The 20,044-nt window shown below is 46.5% G+C and carries 22 protein-coding genes and 2 pseudogenes; 12 read left to right on the forward strand and 12 right to left on the reverse strand.

Annotated features, from left to right (window positions below):
• The first annotated feature begins 94 nt into the window (after nt 1-94).
• From DYA43_RS07080 to DYA43_RS07090, 3 genes are read left to right on the forward strand one after another with little or no spacing between them, the layout of a single operon-like run.
• On the forward strand, nt 95-898 hold the full coding sequence (locus DYA43_RS07080; protein WP_020331065.1) for a hypothetical protein: 804 nt from the start codon (nt 95-97) through the stop codon (nt 896-898).
• Nucleotides 891-1,679, forward strand: a complete 789-nt coding sequence (locus DYA43_RS07085) for a glucosaminidase domain-containing protein (RefSeq protein ID WP_020432323.1) — start codon at nt 891-893, stop codon at nt 1,677-1,679. Before DYA43_RS07080 ends, DYA43_RS07085 begins: the two co-directional genes overlap by 8 nt.
• A gap of 2 nt (nt 1,680-1,681) precedes the next feature.
• The gene (locus tag DYA43_RS07090) at nt 1,682-2,344 is read left to right on the forward strand and encodes a DUF2987 domain-containing protein (RefSeq protein ID WP_061056515.1); all 663 of its coding nucleotides are present in this window, start codon (nt 1,682-1,684) and stop codon (nt 2,342-2,344) included.
• A 51-nt stretch (nt 2,345-2,395) separates the two neighbouring features.
• On the opposite strand, the gene ttcA is transcribed toward DYA43_RS07090, so the two are convergent.
• The 11 genes from ttcA to ccoN all read right to left on the reverse strand — a co-directional run bounded on the left by ttcA (nt 2,396) and on the right by ccoN (nt 12,393).
• On the reverse strand, nt 2,396-3,328 hold the full coding sequence (ttcA, locus tag DYA43_RS07095; protein WP_020331068.1) for a tRNA 2-thiocytidine(32) synthetase TtcA: 933 nt from the start codon (nt 3,326-3,328) through the stop codon (nt 2,396-2,398).
• A 131-nt stretch (nt 3,329-3,459) separates the two neighbouring features.
• Complete coding sequence (gene uspE, locus DYA43_RS07100; RefSeq protein WP_061056516.1) at nt 3,460-4,407, reverse strand: universal stress protein UspE; 948 nt, start codon at nt 4,405-4,407, stop codon at nt 3,460-3,462.
• A gap of 130 nt (nt 4,408-4,537) precedes the next feature.
• Nucleotides 4,538-5,290 carry a fumarate/nitrate reduction transcriptional regulator Fnr gene (gene fnr, locus DYA43_RS07105; RefSeq protein ID WP_020331070.1) on the reverse strand — a complete coding sequence of 251 codons (753 nt, stop codon included), beginning with the start codon at nt 5,288-5,290 and terminating at the stop codon, nt 4,538-4,540.
• A gap of 90 nt (nt 5,291-5,380) precedes the next feature.
• Nucleotides 5,381-6,055: a sulfite exporter TauE/SafE family protein gene (locus tag DYA43_RS07110; RefSeq protein WP_020331071.1), complete on the reverse strand. Its 675-nt coding sequence runs from the start codon at nt 6,053-6,055 to the stop codon at nt 5,381-5,383.
• The gene (gene ccoS / locus DYA43_RS07115; protein ID WP_020331072.1) at nt 6,052-6,225 is read right to left on the reverse strand and encodes a cbb3-type cytochrome oxidase assembly protein CcoS; all 174 of its coding nucleotides are present in this window, start codon (nt 6,223-6,225) and stop codon (nt 6,052-6,054) included. Before ccoS ends, DYA43_RS07110 begins: the two co-directional genes overlap by 4 nt.
• Entirely contained in the window at nt 6,226-8,598 is a 2,373-nt protein-coding gene (locus DYA43_RS07120) for a heavy metal translocating P-type ATPase (RefSeq protein WP_061056517.1), read from the reverse strand.
• A gap of 4 nt (nt 8,599-8,602) precedes the next feature.
• Nucleotides 8,603-9,085: a FixH family protein gene (locus tag DYA43_RS07125; protein ID WP_024374810.1), complete on the reverse strand. Its 483-nt coding sequence runs from the start codon at nt 9,083-9,085 to the stop codon at nt 8,603-8,605.
• 84 nt (nt 9,086-9,169) lie between these two features.
• Nucleotides 9,170-10,147 carry a cytochrome-c oxidase, cbb3-type subunit III gene (gene ccoP, locus DYA43_RS07130; RefSeq protein WP_020331075.1) on the reverse strand — a complete coding sequence of 326 codons (978 nt, stop codon included), beginning with the start codon at nt 10,145-10,147 and terminating at the stop codon, nt 9,170-9,172.
• Nucleotides 10,147-10,320, reverse strand: coding sequence for a CcoQ/FixQ family Cbb3-type cytochrome c oxidase assembly chaperone (locus DYA43_RS07135; protein WP_020331076.1), 174 nt, complete (start codon nt 10,318-10,320; stop codon nt 10,147-10,149). Before DYA43_RS07135 ends, ccoP begins: the two co-directional genes overlap by 1 nt.
• An 11-nt stretch (nt 10,321-10,331) precedes the next feature.
• On the reverse strand, nt 10,332-10,952 hold the full coding sequence (ccoO, locus tag DYA43_RS07140; RefSeq protein ID WP_020331077.1) for a cytochrome-c oxidase, cbb3-type subunit II: 621 nt from the start codon (nt 10,950-10,952) through the stop codon (nt 10,332-10,334).
• A 13-nt stretch (nt 10,953-10,965) separates the two neighbouring features.
• The gene (gene ccoN / locus DYA43_RS07145; protein ID WP_020331078.1) at nt 10,966-12,393 is read right to left on the reverse strand and encodes a cytochrome-c oxidase, cbb3-type subunit I; all 1,428 of its coding nucleotides are present in this window, start codon (nt 12,391-12,393) and stop codon (nt 10,966-10,968) included.
• Between the two features lie 259 nt (nt 12,394-12,652).
• Between ccoN and DYA43_RS07150 the strand changes: the two genes are divergently transcribed.
• The 4 genes and pseudogenes from DYA43_RS07150 to DYA43_RS07165 form a co-directional block, all read left to right on the forward strand.
• Nucleotides 12,653-13,009, forward strand: coding sequence for a hypothetical protein (locus tag DYA43_RS07150; protein WP_020331079.1), 357 nt, complete (start codon nt 12,653-12,655; stop codon nt 13,007-13,009).
• Nucleotides 13,010-13,117: 108 nt separating this feature from the next.
• Nucleotides 13,118-14,305, forward strand: a complete 1,188-nt coding sequence (locus DYA43_RS07155) for an FIST signal transduction protein (RefSeq protein ID WP_081094765.1) — start codon at nt 13,118-13,120, stop codon at nt 14,303-14,305.
• A gap of 7 nt (nt 14,306-14,312) precedes the next feature.
• Complete coding sequence (locus DYA43_RS07160; RefSeq protein ID WP_061057219.1) at nt 14,313-16,043, forward strand: ATP-binding protein; 1,731 nt, start codon at nt 14,313-14,315, stop codon at nt 16,041-16,043.
• A 23-nt stretch (nt 16,044-16,066) separates the two neighbouring features.
• Nucleotides 16,067-16,879: pseudogene (locus tag DYA43_RS07165) on the forward strand (Nramp family divalent metal transporter); the annotation flags it as partial.
• Nucleotides 16,880-17,048: 169 nt separating this feature from the next.
• On the opposite strand, the gene DYA43_RS07170 reads toward DYA43_RS07165, so the two are convergent.
• Complete coding sequence (locus DYA43_RS07170; protein ID WP_061056518.1) at nt 17,049-17,417, reverse strand: DUF3693 domain-containing protein; 369 nt, start codon at nt 17,415-17,417, stop codon at nt 17,049-17,051.
• Nucleotides 17,418-17,603: 186 nt separating this feature from the next.
• On the opposite strand from DYA43_RS07170, the gene DYA43_RS07175 reads away from it, so the two are divergent.
• From DYA43_RS07175 to DYA43_RS07195, 5 genes and pseudogenes are all read left to right on the forward strand, one after another.
• Nucleotides 17,604-18,161, forward strand: coding sequence for a 3'-5' exonuclease (locus DYA43_RS07175; protein WP_411912266.1), 558 nt, complete (start codon nt 17,604-17,606; stop codon nt 18,159-18,161).
• Between the two features lie 3 nt (nt 18,162-18,164).
• Nucleotides 18,165-18,422, forward strand: coding sequence for a hypothetical protein (locus tag DYA43_RS07180; protein ID WP_061056520.1), 258 nt, complete (start codon nt 18,165-18,167; stop codon nt 18,420-18,422).
• 2 nt (nt 18,423-18,424) lie between these two features.
• Nucleotides 18,425-18,625: a hypothetical protein gene (locus DYA43_RS07185; protein WP_055453532.1), complete on the forward strand. Its 201-nt coding sequence runs from the start codon at nt 18,425-18,427 to the stop codon at nt 18,623-18,625.
• Nucleotides 18,615-19,731 (forward strand): annotated as a pseudogene (locus DYA43_RS07190) (replication initiation factor domain-containing protein). Before DYA43_RS07185 ends, DYA43_RS07190 begins: the two are co-directional and overlap by 11 nt.
• Entirely contained in the window at nt 19,704-20,042 is a 339-nt protein-coding gene (locus DYA43_RS07195; protein ID WP_055453530.1) for a DUF1293 domain-containing protein, read from the forward strand. The pseudogene DYA43_RS07190 and the gene DYA43_RS07195 overlap by 28 nt, the downstream one beginning before the upstream one ends.
• The last annotated feature ends 2 nt before the right edge of the window (nt 20,043-20,044 follow it).

Genomic DNA, 20,044 nt, shown 5'->3' on the forward strand with positions numbered 1-20,044 from the left:
GATTTTAGACTCGGTAGCATTTCAGTATAATGACCGAATATTTTTATCTGTCATATTTAGATCGCGTTTTTGACAAGCCAAATTAGGGCACATTATGAACAACGATATGGAAAGAGATTTCAATTTAGGTGGGACGGTTGAGCAAGCGCTGTCGGGCCAGTATCAACTGAAAATAGGCGAGGTTTTTAAAGAAGCCTGGGACTCGACCATCAAGCATTTTCTTTCTTTTTCTCCAGCTATTGTCATGCTGATTATTGTACAGCTGGCGATTTTCTTCATCGCATTGAAACTGCAACTGGGTGATCCTTCCGTCATCATCACTGCAATTAATCAGGATGGCGCTTTCCCGGAAGGGCTGGTTCAGGCTATTTTTATTGCCAACTTCAGCTATGAAGTCGTCAGCGCACCGATTTATGCGGGTGTCAGCCTTATGGCGATGAGCCACGCTGCTGGCCTGACGACGAAAACCCGTCATATCAGCAAGGGGCTGCAATTTACCGTTCCGGTTATCATCGCAACGTTGTGCGGTTTAGTGCTGCAGGGGATTGGTGGCATGCTGTTTCCTCTGTTGTCCATGTACTTCTCGTTGGCATTCAGCAACTCCGTTTTATTGATCTGTGAAAAGCACGTTTCTCCGCTGCAATCACTGTTGCTGTCACTGCGAGCAGTGAACAAGAAACTTCTGCAACTTGCCGTCATCTATATGGTGATGATGATGCTGTTTGTCGCCGCAGCATTATTTTATGGCATTGGCCTGATTTTTGTCCTTCCGTTTTTCTTCCACGTGAAAGGCATTATCTACCGTAACATGTTCGGTATCCGTTTGAAGATCGTCGCCGCGCCACCGTCTGATGATGACAATAACCACAACCAAGATCCGCAGGTGTTTGATGCGTAAATATCTCGCTCTGTCTGCCGTTGCTGTCATAGCCAGCTGCAGCGTTTACTATGTAAAACAACACAATACAGAAACGGTTTCTGTCGAGCTTAAAGGTAAGGCCATTTCCGAAGCCCCTGATTTTTCGGCGATTGCCGATGTCTCTGAGAAAAAACACGCCTTTTTCTCTTACCTTAAGCCCGGAATTGCACTCGAGAACGAACGAGTGATGAAAGAGCGCAAAACGCTAAAACGCATTCAGGAACACTTTGATCAGGGGAGAACCTCTGAAAAGGATCTCGAAGACGCGAAACGTCTGGCTAAGCTCTACAAAGTCGAATTAACAGAAAGTAAAGTCACGTCCAAGTGGCTGAGCGTGATGCAACATCGTGTTGATGTGTTACCTGAAGCGTTGGTATTAACTCAGGCGGCGAACGAATCCGCTTGGGGTACGTCACGCTTTGCTCGTGAAGCCAACAATTACTTTGGCCAGTGGTGTTACACTCAGGGCTGCGGTTTGGTGCCTTTGGCCCGAGCAGAAGGTATGACACACGAAGTAGCGAAGTTCAAATCCGTGCAGGAATCTATCCATCGTTACTTTATGAATGTAAACCGCAACGCCGCATACTACGATTTGCGCAAAATTCGTTACGATTTGCGTAAAGAACAAAGCGATCTACTCAGCGTTGAAACGGCGGTCGCTCTGACCAACGGCCTGCTGAAATATTCAGAGCGTGGCGAAGATTACGTGTCGGATTTACAGACCATGATTCGTCATAACGAAAAATACTGGCTCAACTAAGCATGAAAAAACCATTTTCAACCTTAATGCTCGCCGCATGTTGCGCGGGCATCTCTGCGCCAACGTGGGCGCAAGAGTACATGTTTACCTATTCAAAACTGTACTCACAAATGAAAAACAACGTGAAGGAAAACCACGAGGACGTCAAAGTCGGCTTCTTCTTTGTTGACGCAGACAGCAAACAGTTATGCCGCATTGAAAAGGCCTGGATGGAAAAAGAGGAGCATTACGAGGAGCTCACACCGTCCTCCGGCAACGAGCTAGTGGTGCCGCTCGACAACAATCTTCGTCAGGCCAATCCTTTGGTGTTTGTAGACACACCAAACGACAGACGTTGTGACTTTTCGATGGTCGTTATGACCAAACAACCACTGGAAGGTAAGGTGAGTTACGCTCAAATTGAGAAACTTCTACCGCAGATGCAAAGCATGCTGGAGGATCTGGGCGGTATGTTTGCCAGCTGGTTTACACCAGCCGTCACTGGCGTAACACTGGAATTTGCTCACGATGTGAATTCACCCATCGAGCTTAGCAACGGTTCAACCATTCCAGTGATCAACGGAAAGGCTCAGGTTGAACTTTCGCAAATCGGGCCAGACGGTTGGATGTCATTGCCACAGGCAACCACACGCGTACTGCCATATCTACCGAAAGCCAAGAATTAAGCGACAAAACAAACACAAAAAAGGCTGCGAATGCAGCCTTTTATTTTTCTATCAGATATTCGTGACATCAAGCTTCAGGCTTGGATCAAATTCCATCACCATATCTTCGTCTTCAAGCTGTTGCACCGGCATCTCTTCTTTATCGAAACCAATATCGCCGCCGTTAATTACACCGGAATCACGGTTGATGGATTTAAAATCAAACAGTTCGAAGTCCGCTAGGTGGCTGGGTACCACGTTCTGCATCGCACGGAACATTGTCTCGATACGTCCTGGGAATTGCTTATCCCAAGCATTCAACATTTGCTTAATGTTCTGACGCTGCATGTTTGGCTGAGAGCCACACAGGTTACACGGAATGATAGGGTAACCACGCAGATCCGAGTACTTAATGATGTCTTTCTCACGGCAGTAGGCCAGTGGACGAATCACTACGTGCTCTCCGTTATCAGAAACCAGTTTAGGTGGCATGCCTTTCATCTTGCCGCCGTAGAACATGTTCAGGAACAGCGTTTCGATGATGTCATCGCGATGGTGTCCTAAAGCAATCTTGGTCGCCCCCAGCTCTTTTGCGGTGCGGTACAAAATGCCACGACGCAGACGAGAGCAAAGTGAACACGTTGTTTTGCCTTCTGGAATCTTATCCTGAACGATAGAGTATGTATCTTCTTCCACGATCTTGTATTCAACACCGAGGCTCTTTAAGTACTCAGGCAGAATGTGTTCAGGGAAACCAGGCTGCTTCTGATCAAGGTTTACCGCAATTAGAGAAAATGAGATAGGTGCGCTTTTCTGCAAGCTCATCAGAATGTCCAGCATGGTAAAACTGTCTTTACCGCCGGACAGACACACCATGATACGATCGCCATCTTCAATCATGTTGAAGTCAGCAATAGCCTGACCAGTATTGCGACGAATGCGCTTTTGCAATTTATTGAAATTGTAGTGTTGAGCTTTGGTCAACTCTTGAGTTTGCTCTGTCATCAGCCTGCAGTCTTTATTCTTCAAAACAAAATGAAGTGCGTATGATACGGATAAATTGAACAGATGCTAGTGCTAGAAAAGAAAAAATCCCCGGCTGAACAGCCGAGGATTGATGATGGTAACAGATGGCGTTATACCGCCGTTTTCGGATCAAGAGGACTAATGTAGCCGGGCGGTTTCAGCGCGAGTACATCACAATTAATCTTATCAATCACATGCTCAGCGGTATTGCCGATAAACACCGCTGACAAACCCGTACGGCCTGTCGTACCGAGAATCACCATGGCTGCACTCAATTTTTCGGCGGCTTCTGGGATAACATCCTCAGGCAAACCTTGCTGAACGATCGTCTGCGCTTCATCAATACCATGTTTTTGGCGCAGCGCTTTCATCGATGTTAGATGATGGCCACGTACCGCATCCGTGTAAGTCGTTGGGTCGAATTCGGGCAATTCTATGGTGATATTCGCTGGCGTCACAGGGTAGGCATTCACCAAATAGGGTGTCGCTCCCAGACGAGACGTCAAACTCAACAGTTGATCCACCATGATGTCATTGAGCTGCAGATGTGTTTCTACTTCCGAGCCAGCGTGTACCGAAGCGATGATGTTGGCATCCTCGGGCCAGGTGGCATTCTTAACCAATAACACAGGTGTCGGACATTTACGCAGAAGATGCCAGTCAGTCGGAGTAAAAATCACTGACTCCAGGACATCGTGCTTACGAGTACCTTTAATTAGGATGTCATGCTCACCCGCAAATACTTCGCCGATGATCGCTTCGTAGGGGCGGTTATGCCATACAACTTTGACATCAAACATCACCGATTCATCAACGTATGGTTCAGCAACCTTTTTCATCCACTGCTCACGTTGATGAATCACACCTCTGCGCATCGCGTCGCGTTCATCGACTGAAAGCATCGACGTCATATCGTAAGAAAAATCATAGATAGACAAAAAAAAGGTAATGCGACTGGTTGATTTGCTCTTTGCCGCCAGCTGCATCGCACGGGCTAGGGCAGGTTGTTCATCATGGTTGATGTCAGCAACAACTAAGATTTTGCTATAAATGCTCATAACAAACTCCTTGTTAGTGGAGGAGGTTTCTTAGATTTACTTTAGCGCAGTTAATGGAAGAGTTTTAGCTATTTAGAGAGGAAAATCAGAGAAGTATGAAGTAGCTCATTAATGAGCTACTTCATTGAAGTTACTTGCTTTCTTGTGAAACGCCAGCCAGTTCCATCAGTGAGTCATGATCAAGGATAGTAATGTATTTACCCTTAACACTCAGAATTTCAGACTTCTGGAAACGACCCAGTAGGCGACTGATCGTTTCTACGGTGAGCCCCAGATAGTTACCGATGTCACCGCGTGTCATTGTCAGACGGAACTCTCGCGGGCTGAAACCACGTTGAGAGAAACGTGTAGAAAGGTTGTACAGGAACGCCGCCAGACGTTCTTCCGCATTCTTCTTCGACAGCAACAGAATCATTTCTTGATCGCCTTTGATTTCGTTACTCATCAAACGCATGATTTGCTGACGCAGTTTAGGCATTTTACCTGACAGGTCGTCCAGAATTTCGTAAGGAATTTCACACACCATCGAGGTTTCCAGCGCCTGAGCGAAACTCGGGTGAGAATCACCAGTAATCGCATCAAAGCCAACTAAGTCGCCAGCCAGATGGAAAGCAGTGATCTGCTCATCACCTTGTTCAGTAATGGTGTAGCTTTTGATTGTGCCAGAACGGATTGCGTACAGAGAACGCAGATCATCACCAGCTTTAAACAGTTCCTGACCTTTTTGAATCGGTTTTTTACGCTCGATAATCTGATCAAGCTGATCCAACTCCGATTCATTCAGAGTAAACGGGATGCAAAGCTGACTAATACTGCAGTCTTGACAATGAATTGCACAACCACCGGATTGAATGCGTTTTGCAGCAGGCTTTTCAGAAATCATAACAACCTTTCACTATTTGATATACATCAATATTTTAGCATCCCTTAACCCCAAAGGATAGCGAAAATAATTGTGCAAAAAATCAACTACCTAAACTAAGGTAATCAGCATATTTATGGCTCCGACACCGGTATATACGCCATAAACGATAATAAACATTGCCGCTATATGACGAAATATTTTCGATTGTTGCAACTCTTTTATTTTTGTTGCACCAAAACCAACCAAAAGCATCGCAGGCAATGTCCCTAAACCAAACGCGCCCATAACAAGAGCGCCTTGTAAAAAACCGCCCGAAACCGCGGCCCAAGTCAAAATTGAATACACCAATCCACATGGCAACCAGCCCCAGATAAAACCAAACGGCAGGGCATACCAGCTTTTTTTTAGCGGCAGAAGCGCTTTCCCTGCGGGCGAAATGTGTTTCCATAGTCGTTGGCCCAAAGCCTCGAGTTTAAGCACACCAAACCACCATCGGCCAACGTAAAGTCCAAGACCAATCATCAACACAGCGGCCAACAGTCGTAACCAGACCAAGAAATGATTGATATCAGCCACAGCTGAAAGAGAAGCCGTTAAACCGCCAACAATCGCGCCAAACAGCATGTAGCTGCCAATCCGGCCAAAATTGTAAAAGAACAGCGGCGCAGAAGGGTTAGATTGATGGTTTAGAGTGAGGAGGGCGCCAAGACCGCCGCACATACCCATGCAGTGTCCAGCGCCCAGCAAACCAATCACAAACGCTCCGATAAAATCGGGGGTCATTGTTTGTCCTTGGTCGATTTTTCAACTTGCTCGTCATCTTCAAACAGAATGTTGTGCCCCTGACGTTCAAGATCCTCAAACTGTTCGCTTTTCACTGCCCACAGAAAAATAGCGACGGCAACGCAGACAAGCACAATAGCGATAGGAATCAGAATATAGAGGCTTTCCATTTACTTACCTTGCTCTTTCAACAAACGAAGAGAGTTGGATACTACTATAATTGAGCTGGCAGACATACCCACCACTGCCACATATGGCGCAACTAAGCCAGCCACTGCAAGTGGCAAAATCAGCACGTTGTATCCCAACGACCAGGCCAGATTTTCACGAATAATACGGCGGGTTTTGAGTGCTAACGCGCGAGCCTCCAGCAGTTTATCCAGTTTATCGCCGAGCAAAACCATGTCTGCTGACGCTTTCGCAACATCTGTCCCACCACCCATCGCAACTGAAATATGCGCCCCAGCAAGTGTAGGGGCATCGTTAATCCCATCACCAACCATCATCGTGATATCTTGTGCATTGATCTTATTCAGATACGCCAGTTTATCTTCCGGTTTGGCCTGAGCGACAACATGATCAATCCCCATCTGACGCGCGACGGTTTGCGCGTTTGCTTCGGAATCACCGGTCAACAAAGTGATTCGGATACCGGCATCATGAAACTTGTCGATGAATGTCTTCGCTTCTTTGCGCACTGGATCTTGGTAAAAAAACGTCGCAACGTGTTCACCACCAATCGCGAGATAAATGGCATTCACTTCACCTTGGCTGGCGTTACTTAAAACAAATTCCGCGCTACCGATTTTCACATCATGCGTGCCATATTGGCCCACAACGCCAGAGCCGATCACGTTCTGTACTTGTTCAACAACAAACTCAGCGTCAGCATACATTCTGAATGCCTTGGCAATGGGATGGTTCGCGTGTTGTTCCAGTGATGCGGCCAGCGCCAGACATTGCTCTTCTGTCCAAGAAGAGTGAAGCGCAACCCGACAGATTTCGATATTGCCGTGCGTCAGGGTGCCCGTCTTATCGATCACCAAATGGTTCACTCTGCACAGAGTTTCGAAAACGTGGCTCTTGCGGAGCAAAATACCGAAACCGCCCATGCGAGAGGTCGCACAAGTAAGCGCGGTAGGCGTTGCCAGAGACAAGGCACAAGGGCAAGTGGCCACCAATACAGACAACATTATCCAGAACGCGTCATCCGGCTTTGCTTGATGCCAATAGAACCATGTCCCAGCGGCAATGATCAAAATCACGGCGACGAAGTAACGCGCCACAACATCCGCAATTTCAGCAATGCGCGGTTTGGAAGACTGTGCATCATCCTGCAGACGCACAATATTGGAGATGACCGAATCCGCCTTAGAGGCTGTGACCTCAAGCTCGAATGCTTCCTCGCCATTCAGCGTTCCGGCAAAGACCGCATCGCCTTTATTTTTCACGACCGGCAGTGACTCACCAGTGAGCATAGATTCATCCACATGGACTCGGCCCCGTATGATTTTGCCGTCAGCGGGAATGTGTTCACCCGGCAAAACTCGAATTTGATCGCCCAGTTGCAGCGTTTTCACCGGCACCTGTTGCCCATCCAACGTGGTGGCAATCGCAGGAATCAATTTGAGCAGGTTACCACTCGCCGCCGCCGCTTTGCGGCGTGCGCGCATCTCAAGAAAGCGTCCGACTAACAGAAAGAATGTGAACATGGAGATGGACTCAAAAAAGACTTCGCCTTTTTGCGTCACGGTTGCGACAAGACTGGCCACATAAGCAAAAATTAACGCAATCGACACAGGGACATCCATGCCAAGCGTTCGACCTTTAATACTGCGCCACGCGTTAAAATAAAATGGTAGCGCAGAGTAGAGCAGTACAGGAGTCGCGAAAATCAGGCTAACCCAGCGAAAGTAGTTTTTAAACTCAGCATCCAAATCACCAAACGCTTCAAGGTACAGTGCCACCGCCAGCATCATAACCTGCATGGTGGCAAGCCCCGCGATCCCCAGGCGATAGAGGTACTGCTTCATCGTCTGGTGATAAAACGCTTCATGCTGATCCGCTTCAAACGGAGCGGCCTTGTAGCCCAGTTTATGGATTTGACTGAGAATCTCACTCAATTTTGCTTTGGATTTGTCCCAACTCAGCAACGCCCGGTTAGTTGTGGTATTAACACGAATCGACAACACACCCGGTTCATTCGCCAGTTGCTTTTCAATGAGCCAAGCACAAGCCGCGCAAGAGACCCCATCAAGTGACAACGTCACTTCACCACAATCACCGTTATTTCGGACAAACTCGGCCTGTACATCGGAATTATCATAATGAATCAGTGACTTAAGCTGTTCTGGTACCAATTCCACTTTTTCGGCTGGTGCTGTGCGGAACTGATAATAGGACACTAGACCGTTATCGACGATGGTTTGCGCCACCGTCTCACATCCCGGGCAACACATCTCCCGTTCTTCACCGAGAATCTCTACCTTGAAATCCGTGTTGGCTGGGACATCTTCACCGCAGTGATAACACGCTTTACTCATGATATTAATAATTCATCAGTTGAGTCGGAGACTCAGTAGGGAAAGTGACTCTGCCTTGAACCAGCCATTCGCTATTGTGGGGAGTGAGTTCAATAAACCAAGGGCCCTGAAGCTCGCTATCTCGATTAATTCGATAGCGACCTTTAGCGTCAGCCGTCAGCAGCATTGAGAAATCACGATCTGGTAGGGTTCGGTGGGCAAACATCGCCTGAATCGCTGGAAAATGATCTAGATTCCCTTTGTTCAGTTCAATCACAATATCGTTGCCTTCAGAGTAGACAGCGGCATTCAAACCGAGCTCCTTAGCAACATGAATCTTAGACAAATCGATATTGATGCCTTTGCCTTTTTTATAGTAATCCTCAGTCACCAGGGATACCGAATTATTGGAAAACACGATGACAGTAGCAATTGTCCAGACAACGACCGTAAGCGGAAGAATAATCAGAAACCACGGCCAGAATTGTTTATACCAAGGCTTTACCATAAAAAAGTTCTCTACAACAAAAAAGAAGGCTCTAACTTAAAAGAAAGACAGCCCCTTTGAAAGGGGCTGTTATTGGACTGTTACTTATTTGTCTGAATTGCTCAGGCTCCAGACATAAGCAGCAACCAGTTGCACTTTGTCTTCACCTAGAATATCAATCCAAGCAGGCATCACACCTGAGCGGCCGTTAGATACGGTTTCAGTTACCGCTGCGCGCGAATCGCCAAACAGCCAGTCTTGGTCTGTCAGGTCTGGGGCACCCACTGCTGGGTTACCTTTACCATCTGTACCGTGACATGCTGCACACACGACAAAGCGTGCTTTACCAGCTTCTGCCTCACGAGCGTTAACCGAACGACCAGATAAGCTTAGAGCGTAGCTCACGACTTCCTGAACGCCTTGTTCACCCAGTGCATCCTTCCATGCCGGCATTTGGCCGATACGGCCGTGACGGATTGTTGTCACGATAGCATCAGGTTCACCGCCATACAGCCACGCATTGTCAGTCAGGTTAGGGAAACCTTTCTGGCCACGCGCATCTGAGCCGTGACACTGAGAACAGTTTTGCAGGAACAAACGCTGTCCTACTTTCAGTGCATCGGAATCTGCCGCGATTTCAGGAATAGGGCGTAGATCTGAGCCACCATCTTTGTATGCCAGACGTTTGAATGCTTCACCAAAGTAGGTGTCTGCGTCGTCCAGTTCTTTCGCATACTGCACCAGAGTTTTATTTTCCTGAGCAGCCGCAATTGAGGCTTTTGATTCTTCCAGTGAGCGAACTCGCTGGTCTGAACTTTGCCAACCTAACACACCTTTAAAGTTACCCAGACCTGGGTAAAGAGTCAGGTAGACAGCAGCAAAAACGAAGGTACTTACAAACAGGTAAGTCCACCATTTTGGCAGCGGGTTGTTAATTTCGCGAATACCATCGTACTCGTGCCCCATGTCTACGCCTTCTTCCACACCCATTTTGTCTTTAAGACACCAAACGAGCAGGAAAGCACAGCCCAACAGGGTTCCCAGTGTGATGACGGTAATCCATAGACTCCAGAATGTTGTCATTACTTAGTCACTCCTTGTTTTTTTGAGGGCGTTTGCGGTTCGTCTGCAAAAATCAGATTGGCAGCCTCATCAAAGCGAGCTTTACGTTTTTTACCGTAGGCCCACCAAACGACGCCAATAAAGCAGACGAAAAGCACTATGGTCCAAATACTGTGAATAGTACCGATATCCATAATTACCCCTGTTATTTCATTGCGTGACCAATAGACTGAAGATAAGCGATGATGGCATCCATCTCGGTTTTACCTTCTACATCTTTTGCCGCATTCGCGATTTGTTCATCTGTGTATGGCACGCCAAATTTGTCACGGAACAACTCAAGTTTCTGTTGAGTGTATTTACCGTCAAGGACATTTTCAGCTAACCATGGGAAACCAGGCATGTTTGATTCAGGTACCAGTTCGCGAGGGTTAGTCAGGTGAACACGGTGCCATTCATCAGAATAACGACCGCCAACACGTGCTAAGTCAGGACCAGTACGCTTAGAACCCCACAGGAATGGATGTTCCCACACGCTTTCACCCGCAACTGAGTAATGGCCGTAACGTTCCGTTTCAGAACGGAATGGACGAACCATCTGGCTGTGACAGACGTTACAACCTTCACGGATGTAGATATCACGGCCTTCCAATTGCAGAGCAGTGTAAGGTTTCAGATTCTCTACAGGCTCAGTCGTTTGCTTTTGGAAAATCAACGGTGTGATTTCAACCAGAGCACCCCAACTGATTGCGAAAACGATAAAAATAGCCAACAGACCGACATTGCGCTCAATGATTTCGTGGCGATTATTAGAATTAGAACTCATTCTTTCAATCTCCTTAAGCCGGTTGCTGGATAGCTTTTAAGCTATGCTTTGGTGCAGAAATCGTCTTATACGCGTTAAACGCCATCAGGAACATACCCGATAGGAAGATGAAACCACCGATGAAACGTACGGTATAGAACGGGTAAGATGCCTGAACCGACTCAACAAAGCTGTAAGTCAACGTACCGTCGGAGTTAACCGCACGCCACATCAGACCTTGCATAACACCAGAGATCCACATCGCAACGATGTACAGAACAGTACCGATGGTTGCCAACCAGAAATGGGCATTCACCAGACTCATTGAGTACATGCGCTCTTGACCAAAGAGGCGAGGGATTAGGTGGTAAACCGAACCGATAGACACCATAGCAACCCAACCCAGAGCACCAGAGTGAACGTGACCAATCGTCCAGTCGGTGTAGTGAGAGAGTGCGTTGACTGTCTTGATCGACATCATCGGGCCTTCAAAGGTAGACATACCGTAGAAAGACAGAGAAACGATCAGGAATCGAAGAATTGGGTCGTAGCGCAGTTTATGCCACGCACCTGATAACGTCATGATACCGTTGATCATGCCACCCCAAGATGGAGCGAACAGAACCAGAGACATCACCATACCCAGAGACTGAGTCCAGTCAGGTAGCGCCGTATAGTGAAGGTGGTGAGGACCCGCCCAAATATACAGAGAGATAAGTGCCCAGAAGTGAACGATTGACAGACGGTAAGAGTAAACAGGACGTTCAGCTTGCTTAGGAACGAAGTAGTACATCATACCCAGGAAGCCGGCTGTCAGTAGGAAACCTACTGCGTTGTGGCCGTACCACCACTGAACCATCGCATCCACTGCACCAGAATAAATCGAGTACGATTTACCCATAGATACTGGGATTGCCATGCTGTTCACGATATGAAGAACTGCTACGGTGATAATAAACGCACCGAAGAACCAGTTTGCTACGTAGATATGTGATGTCTTACGCTTCACTAGCGTTCCGAAGAACACCACGGCGTATGAAACCCAAACCAGAGCAATCGCGATATCAATCGGCCATTCAAGTTCTGCGTATTCTTTACCTGAGGTATAACCCAGAGGCAGAGAAATAGCGGCAGAAACGATGATCGCTTGCCATCCCCAAAATGTGAATGGGACAAGCGGGCCACCAAAGAGACGAGTTTGACAAGTACGCTGCACAACATAATAGGATGTTGCAAACAGTGCACTGGTACCAAACGCGAAAATTACCGCATTAGTATGCAGGGGACGTAAGCGACTATACGTCAGCCACGGCGTATCAAAGTTTAGCTGTGGCCATACTAATTGAGCGGCAATCAAAACACCAACACCCATACCGACAATACCCCAGAGAATAGTTACTAAGGTAAATTGACGGACGACTGTATAGTTATAGTTTTGTTCAAGCTGCTTTTCTTGGCTCATTTGCATGCTTCCAATGTCTAATTAACTACACTTTACTTCCAACACGACACATGTCGTAATGCCACCCAAGTTCACAATAAAAATTAATGTCTTTTCAGAACCTTAATACCTATTGCTGACTTTATAAAAAAGTGGCATTTTCAGCCGACAACTATACTGCAATTAACAATTCAATGACAGTGTAGTAACCTTACTATCCATCCGGATTTGGCCTTTTATTTCAAAACTTTGAAGTTTGTTACACGAGGAACTCACAGACATGGCGGCTGAAAAGCTTACTAAACACCGACTTGCTCAAATTATCATCACGCTGGCAATACTCGTTGGTGCTTTTTTTTGGCGCACGATCACATATCGTGATGTACCAACTCAAGAGTGCATTCCAGAGCCAAAATGTTCTTTATTTGTGAACGGACAAAAAATAACTGTAACAAAAAGTGAAGAGTTCCCAGGTGTGTATATTATTCGTCCAATCCCCGTGGACTGGAGCCTGGAATCAAATGATGAATTGGTTCGAGATGGTGAAGAAGTGCAGTTAAAGGTGATTCGCAACAACTCAAAAACAAATAGCGCGATTAATATTAATGACTCGGTAAACATTAATATTATTAATTAATAATGACGCATAATTTGCGAGATAGGCTTCATTAAGTTAAGAGAAAGAATTTAATATCGCTTAAAGTTAATGTATAAAGATTGAAGAATTTTTTAACTTTATTCGCATATGCGATTGATAACGACTTTTACTCAAATCTCTGATCCTATAAATGCCGTTAGTAATCTGAAAGAGTCCCTTATATTTGAGGGGCTTTCCAGTTTGGTATTCTATTATACCGATGAGTATCCTGCCGATATATTATTCCGCTCGCTTAAGCAAGCATTTCCTAATATTCCTTTTGTTGGGTGTTCGTCCTGCAAAGGCGTGATGACGGAAAAAGGTTACCATTCCGGACCTGTGATCGCGGCGTTGGCAATCTATGATGCAGCGAGCAGTGCCTATGGTACAGGGCTAATCGGATTGGAAGACGATAAAGACCTCAGGAAATCAACGCGTAAGGCGATTCAGCAAGCGTTGAGGTCAGCTGATCGGATTGGAGAAGTACCCAGCCTAATTATCCTTCATGCCACGCCAGGCCATGAAGAGCTTTTTATCGATGAGATTGACGATACTTTTGGTACTCAAATTCCCATTATCGGGGGCAGCGCTGCAGACAATTACATTCAGCAGCAATGGTCAAGCATGACCGAGCAGGGATGGGTTAAAAACGGTCTGGCCGTCCAGCTGATTTTTCCATCCAAACCTCTCACAACCGGATTTAGCGCAGGCTATTCACCCACTGAGTTTGTTGGCACCGTAACCAAAGCCTCCGGACGATTTATCCATGAAATCGATGGTGAGCCTGCTAAACAAATCTACAAAGAGTGGATCAGTGACCACTCCAGCGTTCAGATTTCAGAACACTACCTTTTTCACCATGTCACTCGTTTTCCACTCGGCCGTGTCGCTGGCCATATTCACCAACAGCCTTATTACAAGTTGTCACATCCCGTTCGTATGACGCGAAGCGGCGCTATGGAGATGTTCACCGCCGTCGTCGAAGGGGAAACGGTAACATTGATGACTGGTTCCAGAGAACAGCTGATCAACCGTGCGTCCCGGGTAGTCAAAGAGGCCAATACGCCAAACTATCATGAGTCTCAATTACTAGGGTCTATCATTATTTATTGTGCAGGCTCCATGCTGCGGCTGGGAGACGATATTCTCGGAGTTCAGCGTCAATTGAAGTCTCAAATGAACGGCCGGCCTTTTATTTGCCCGTTTACCTTTGGCGAACAAGGGCGTTTCATCGGTGGCGAGAATGCACACGGTAACCTGATGATCTCGTCAGTCCTTTTCTATGAGTCTGAGTAACCACCTGATGGAACAAGAAAAGATAGAACAGCTTAATGAGGCGTTAGTGGAGCTTGAGCGCAGCAAAGAACGCGAGCAGCGATTAGCAGAGGAAAATCGCGTTATTCTGGCTGCCTTATCGGCACTCAGCCACGCGGACAACAAGTATCAGATCTTTGAAGAGTTGAAAAAAGTTCTCAGTCGTTATATTCGATTTGATGACTTCATCGTGATTTCAAAACAAAAGGAGAGCCGAACTTTCTCGACTTATCTGGCGTCTAACCTCGCATTTCAAGGCAAAGACTGGTTCAACGGTGACAAGTTTCAGCGTGTATTGGATGGTGAATGCATCATTCTTTTTGAGCCAAGTAAACTCGAAGAATTTCGCAATCTGAACCACTTTCTTAAAGACCAAATCAATTCCGCATTGGTCACTGGTATACGAGCGCAGACCAGTGATTCGGTACTGCTGCTGCTTGGTACGAGAAAAGGGCAGTTTAGTCTTGAAACCAAATCGACTCTTTCACGTTTTCGACCTCTGTTGGAGCGTGCGATTAACGACATCGAACATAAAGAAGCGCTGCAAAAATTGGTCGATTTGAAAACCCGTGAACTGAAAATCGCGCAGCAACAAGCAGAGCAAGCAAATCAGTCTAAATCCCAGTTCCTTGCGATGATGAGTCATGAGCTACGAACACCACTCAATGCGGTATTGGGTCTGATTGATTTATTGCGTGATGACTCTGATGCCTATCAGCAAGAAATGCTGGAGCAAATGGAAAATTCTGCCGAACTTCTATTAGTCATCATTAATGACATTCTGGATCTCAGTCGCATTGAATCCGGGCATTTTGAGTTACAACGTCACTGGATAAGTTTAAGTAAAAAGCTGCAACACGCGCTCGAGTACCATAGTCAAGTGGCCCAGGCCAAAGATATTAAGTTCAATGTCAAAGCTTCAATTTGCGAGCAGTTTGAGTATTGGGTTGATTCTGTTCGCCTCACACAGATCTTGTTCAATATCATTGGCAATGCCATCAAATTTACTCATCAGGGGTTTGTCGATGTATCGTTGGTTACCGCCCGGGATCGTCTTGAAATCGAAGTCCGTGATTCCGGTATTGGTATCGACAACGAGCGTATTGAACATCTGTTTTCACCGTTCATTCAGGCTGATACGTCCATAACGCGCAACTATGGGGGAACAGGCTTGGGTCTGGCGATTACTAAACATCTGGTTGAACTCATGGGTGGCACCATAAAAGTAAACAGCAAACTAGGCGAGGGAAGTTTGTTTACAATCTCGATTCCGTTGGAATCGAGAAGCACTGCAGCCGCCAATGAGAATGCGGGCCAACTGAGTGATACCAAAACATACGACGCTCTTGATAACAGCAAACACATTCTGGTTGTAGAAGACACAAAAACGAACCAGATGGTTATACAGTTACTGTTAAATCGAATGGGTTACAACGTAACAATTGCTAACAACGGACAACATGCTATAGAGCTCATTGAAAGAAATAGAAGTTTTGATCTTATTTTTATGGACATTTCGATGCCCATTATGGATGGAATTCAAGCAACCAGAATCTTGCGTTCTCAAAGACTGACCACTCCAATCATTGCGCTGACCGCACACTCAATGAATAGTGACCATCAAAACTGTTTGGCCGCTGGTATGAACGATATTGTGTTAAAGCCCATTCGTAGCAAGGAACTACAACGAATCTCAGATCGCTACCTCAATCGCCGCTGATAGAAGATACCCATCCCGGTTATGTCGCCATTTTGATGCTCAACAAGAAAGAGCAGAAGCCATTAGATATGACCATTGGAGGATTGCTTCTGTTGGTTGCGATTGTCTATGTCGCGGAACTGCTATTTGCTCATCCATCAGGAGCACAACTTACGGCTGGCATTTTGGTTCCAACACTCAACAACAGTCATCAGAACTATTTGGCAGCGGGCATCTTAGGCGCGACTGTCATACCTCACGTGATCTATCTGCATTCTGCGTTGTTCAAAAACACCTACAATCAAACTGTAGACAAGCGTCTGCGTTCAACCAAGTTTGATGTTTCAATCGCGATGGTCATCGCAGGTTTCGTCAATATTGCGATTGTTGCTATGGCAGCAGCAGCGTTTCACGCCAGCGGTAACCAACATGTAGCCGAAATTGAAACCGCATATAGGACATTAGAGCCACTAGTAGGAAAAGCCGCTTCAATATTATTCGGCGTGTCACTGATCGCGTCAGGCTTGTCATCAACCGTCGTCGGAACAATGGCAGGTCAGGTCGTAATGCAAGGTTTTGTCCGAATGACAATCCCGATGTGGCTGCGAAGAAGTATTACCATGGCGCCATCATTTTTTGTGATTGGTTTAGGTATCAATACAACTCAAATTCTGGTGATGAGCCAGGTTACATTGAGTTTTGGCATCGCATTGGCGATCATCCCATTGGTCCTGTTTACCGCAAGCTCAGACATTATGGGCCGACATACCAACAGTAAAACGGTTACAACCGCAGGCAGTGTGATAATCGGATTGGTGTTACTACTAAACGCGTATCTATTAACAACACTGATCTAAGTTATTAGTTACGTGTAATCATAATTACTGTATTGATTACACGTATTTTACGTTAATCAATATAGTAATTATATACTTTATGGTAAATTGATTATGTTCAATGAGTTAGAGCATTATCAAGTAAGATAGGGGCAAACGTAATGTATGTATTTATTCTTATGTACATTATTTAACATAATACACATAATGCGCACTGAAGTAGTAGCTCTTTAAGCTGTACCGCGTACAACATTAGTCCGCCCAAAGCCATTGATATACTTGAAATTCCTAGCCCGTTAAACTTTTTTCCGATGCTTTGCCATAGTGCTTGGGCTTCGTAGGTTTTCGCTTTATCCATCGCTAAACCGATTAGAGCCTTTTCTTTGTCTTCGCCTACAGCTTCCGCCAACATAAGTATTTGATTTTCTTTCAAGTATGTTCTGCCTTTACGCACATCAGTCAGCATTTGAGGACTTATCCCTAAATCTGGCGCGATTTGCTTGTATTGAACATAGTTCATCTGCTCTTTATAGGCATCAATGAGCTTGTTTGTATACATTTTCCAATCCTGCGTTTCGGTCGTTTTCACCTGATTCTAGCTCATTTGTACGAAACTTATCGTATTTACAGTACGGAGAATTTCGTATTTACTCTACGAAAATTATCGTACTTGGCCGCCTTGGATGCTCGACCTTAACTCGACTCCTTGGTGGCCTCCCAACTAGTTAAGGTGGTTGCTATGTCTATTCACGCTTTACCTCTATCAGATGCTGTCATTCTCGACACGGAAACTACGGGCTTAGATTCGAGTGCTCGTATTGTTGAAATTTCACTGATTGATGCTGAGTCCGGTCTAACTCTCTACAGCGGTCTGGTGAATCCCATGATTCAGATTCCCGCTGAGGCTACGGCTATTCACGGCATCACTAATGAAGATGTTGCAGACAAGCCCACGTTTGATGTGGTTTGGAATGAAATCAAAGACTTCCTTTTTGAACAACACGTCATCGTTTACAACTTCGATTACGACTACCGACTCATCAAACAATCGCTCTCAGACTTCGATTACCCATTGGCAAATTTAATTCATTTTTTTGGTGGCGGTCTGTGTGCAATGGCCTGGTATGCGGAGTTTTATGGCGATTGGAATGATTACCATGAATGCTACAAATGGCAACGTTTGACCGCTGCCTGTGCACAACAAAATATCGATGTGTCTGATCTAACCGCTCACCGCGCTTTGGCCGATTGCGAAATGACTCGCCGCCTTATTCATGCTGTTAACGCAAAGATTAAGGGCTGAATCATGACTGGCGATTTCATCCTATTGACCACTGAGGACATTGAAAGCATCGCGTTCATTCTGGCCGTGTATGTCTCGATGTTCTGTTTCGCTGGGTTCATGGGCGCACGCATCGTCAGTTTTATCCTAGATGCAATAGAACGTTACACCGTGACATTTGAAGTGAAGCGTTTGATTGTGCGTCGTAACCAGTTAGCCCGTGAAGTTTTTCAGCTTGAACAGCAACGTCACGCGCTTAAACGTCAAAGTCTGGATGCGTGATTATGGATACCATCTACTTCGACAACGAACCCAACATCGGACTCAACGTCTATTTCCCTTGGGGACATCGCTTCTTCAAATCTCAGTTTGAGTTTGACCTGTATCTGTCGACGCATTACGGCACCGACCCATATCAACTGGTCGAAATCACTGATGAAAACTACCAGGAGCTGCTGCTCAAGGGGGTTTTCCATGCCATCTAAAAAAACGCATCCGTTCCACGATTCGATTCGTCCGGTCAAGGTTGATCACCTGGCGTTTACCTTTGCGTATTCCGACCTGCGTCACTTAGACCGCTCGAATGACCAAGACTTCGTGAACCTCCAGTTCCCTGAATATCGAGAGCCGCCACTCTCTACACCAGAGCAGTTGGAGCACGCCATCACTAAATACAAGAACAAGGTGCGCAAAGTCTTAGCGCATCGCCTGGAGGAATTCATGCAAAAAGTCATGGGTTTCCGTCTGTCACCGATGCGTGGTCGCGGCCTGCATGGTTACAACGATTCCGCGGTGATTCTTGACCCAACGGGCACCCAAGAATGTGGCCTGATAGGTATCGGCGGCAATAACGACACCGTATTCGTGCAAATCAACGGCACGGGCTGCACTCGTCTATTTGAACGTATTTCCCACACCAAACTGCATTGGTGGTTGGCCACGATTTTGGGTGTCACTCGCCTAGCCCGTCTTGACCTGGCGGTGGATGACTACACCGGAATTTTCAACGCTCAGTACGCTGAGAAGTGTTTTTATGAAGGCGCATTTCGCACGGCCAATCGTGGTCGTGGTCCGTCAATGGTTCCTCATAAACGCATTACCGAAAGCGGTGAACTGATGGAAGAAGCCACCATTGTGGGCTCTCGTTCGTCGTCGGTGTACTGGCGTATCTACAACAAAAAGCTGGAGCAGAAAATCTCTGACCCTGAGCTGGTTTGGTATCGCAACGAAGTCGAGCTGAAGAAGTGCGACATTGATTTGCTGGCCACGCCCGCCTCGGCCTTTGCTGGCCTGTGTGATTTTTGCCGCCTCAATTGAGCCAGCGGCACCAGTGAAATTCAGCAAGAACAAGAAAGCGCAAGGTCTGGAATTCTTCGCGCGTATCGCCTGGGTGCGTCGTCAATGTGGCGTTGCCCTGGCTGAAGTGATTGCAATGACGGAGGGTGACCTGGGCGAAGCCTTTGGGATGCTCATTCCTCATAAACATCGACGGGACGACTTCGACGAACTCGGCGTTCCCGACTCTTACACCCAACTGAAACACACCATAACGGAGTTAAGGCAATGGCAACCATTACAGGTATCGCAATAAAGACGTTCCCGAAATCGGGCACAAAAATCGCTGAACTGTGCGTATTACGTCCGGTGGAAACCGTGAACGCTGAGAAGTTTGAGCAATACGGCATCGGCTTTAACACCGATATTCCTTACAACAAACAACCGCTGCGCGTGAACCTGGAGTACGCCCAAAAGCTTATCCAGTCCCGCGCCTTTGTCCCGAACCGTGACTACGACATCAAGTTTGGCAGCAATCCGGAAGACCCGCTTGAAGTCGTGGTGACTGACCTGGTTCCGGTCGACGAAGACATTAAGAAATACTTTGCTGAACAGCTCAAGAAATAAGG

This window comes from Vibrio fluvialis (assembly GCF_900460245.1).
GTDB classification, from domain to species: domain Bacteria; phylum Pseudomonadota; class Gammaproteobacteria; order Enterobacterales; family Vibrionaceae; genus Vibrio; species Vibrio fluvialis.

Bases quoted from the DNA above. Each gene is read 5' to 3' on its own strand.
- DYA43_RS07080 (WP_020331065.1), top strand. From the start codon at position 95: ATGAACAACGATATGGAAAGAGATTTCAATTTAGGTGGGACGGTTGAG.
- DYA43_RS07085 (WP_020432323.1), top strand. From the start codon at position 891: ATGCGTAAATATCTCGCTCTGTCTGCCGTTGCTGTCATAGCCAGCTGC.
- DYA43_RS07090 (WP_061056515.1), top strand. From the start codon at position 1,682: ATGAAAAAACCATTTTCAACCTTAATGCTCGCCGCATGTTGCGCGGGC.
- ttcA (WP_020331068.1), bottom strand. From the start codon at position 3,328: ATGACAGAGCAAACTCAAGAGTTGACCAAAGCTCAACACTACAATTTC.
- uspE (WP_061056516.1), bottom strand. From the start codon at position 4,407: ATGAGCATTTATAGCAAAATCTTAGTTGTTGCTGACATCAACCATGAT.
- fnr (WP_020331070.1), bottom strand. From the start codon at position 5,290: ATGATTTCTGAAAAGCCTGCTGCAAAACGCATTCAATCCGGTGGTTGT.
- DYA43_RS07110 (WP_020331071.1), bottom strand. From the start codon at position 6,055: ATGACCCCCGATTTTATCGGAGCGTTTGTGATTGGTTTGCTGGGCGCT.
- ccoS (WP_020331072.1), bottom strand. From the start codon at position 6,225: ATGGAAAGCCTCTATATTCTGATTCCTATCGCTATTGTGCTTGTCTGC.
- DYA43_RS07120 (WP_061056517.1), bottom strand. From the start codon at position 8,598: ATGAGTAAAGCGTGTTATCACTGCGGTGAAGATGTCCCAGCCAACACG.
- DYA43_RS07125 (WP_024374810.1), bottom strand. From the start codon at position 9,085: ATGGTAAAGCCTTGGTATAAACAATTCTGGCCGTGGTTTCTGATTATT.
- ccoP (WP_020331075.1), bottom strand. From the start codon at position 10,147: ATGACAACATTCTGGAGTCTATGGATTACCGTCATCACACTGGGAACC.
- DYA43_RS07135 (WP_020331076.1), bottom strand. From the start codon at position 10,320: ATGGATATCGGTACTATTCACAGTATTTGGACCATAGTGCTTTTCGTC.
- ccoO (WP_020331077.1), bottom strand. From the start codon at position 10,952: ATGAGTTCTAATTCTAATAATCGCCACGAAATCATTGAGCGCAATGTC.
- ccoN (WP_020331078.1), bottom strand. From the start codon at position 12,393: ATGAGCCAAGAAAAGCAGCTTGAACAAAACTATAACTATACAGTCGTC.
- DYA43_RS07150 (WP_020331079.1), top strand. From the start codon at position 12,653: ATGGCGGCTGAAAAGCTTACTAAACACCGACTTGCTCAAATTATCATC.
- DYA43_RS07155 (WP_081094765.1), top strand. From the start codon at position 13,118: ATGCGATTGATAACGACTTTTACTCAAATCTCTGATCCTATAAATGCC.
- DYA43_RS07160 (WP_061057219.1), top strand. From the start codon at position 14,313: ATGGAACAAGAAAAGATAGAACAGCTTAATGAGGCGTTAGTGGAGCTT.
- DYA43_RS07170 (WP_061056518.1), bottom strand. From the start codon at position 17,417: ATGTATACAAACAAGCTCATTGATGCCTATAAAGAGCAGATGAACTAT.
- DYA43_RS07180 (WP_061056520.1), top strand. From the start codon at position 18,165: ATGACTGGCGATTTCATCCTATTGACCACTGAGGACATTGAAAGCATC.
- DYA43_RS07185 (WP_055453532.1), top strand. From the start codon at position 18,425: ATGGATACCATCTACTTCGACAACGAACCCAACATCGGACTCAACGTC.
- DYA43_RS07195 (WP_055453530.1), top strand. From the start codon at position 19,704: ATGGCAACCATTACAGGTATCGCAATAAAGACGTTCCCGAAATCGGGC.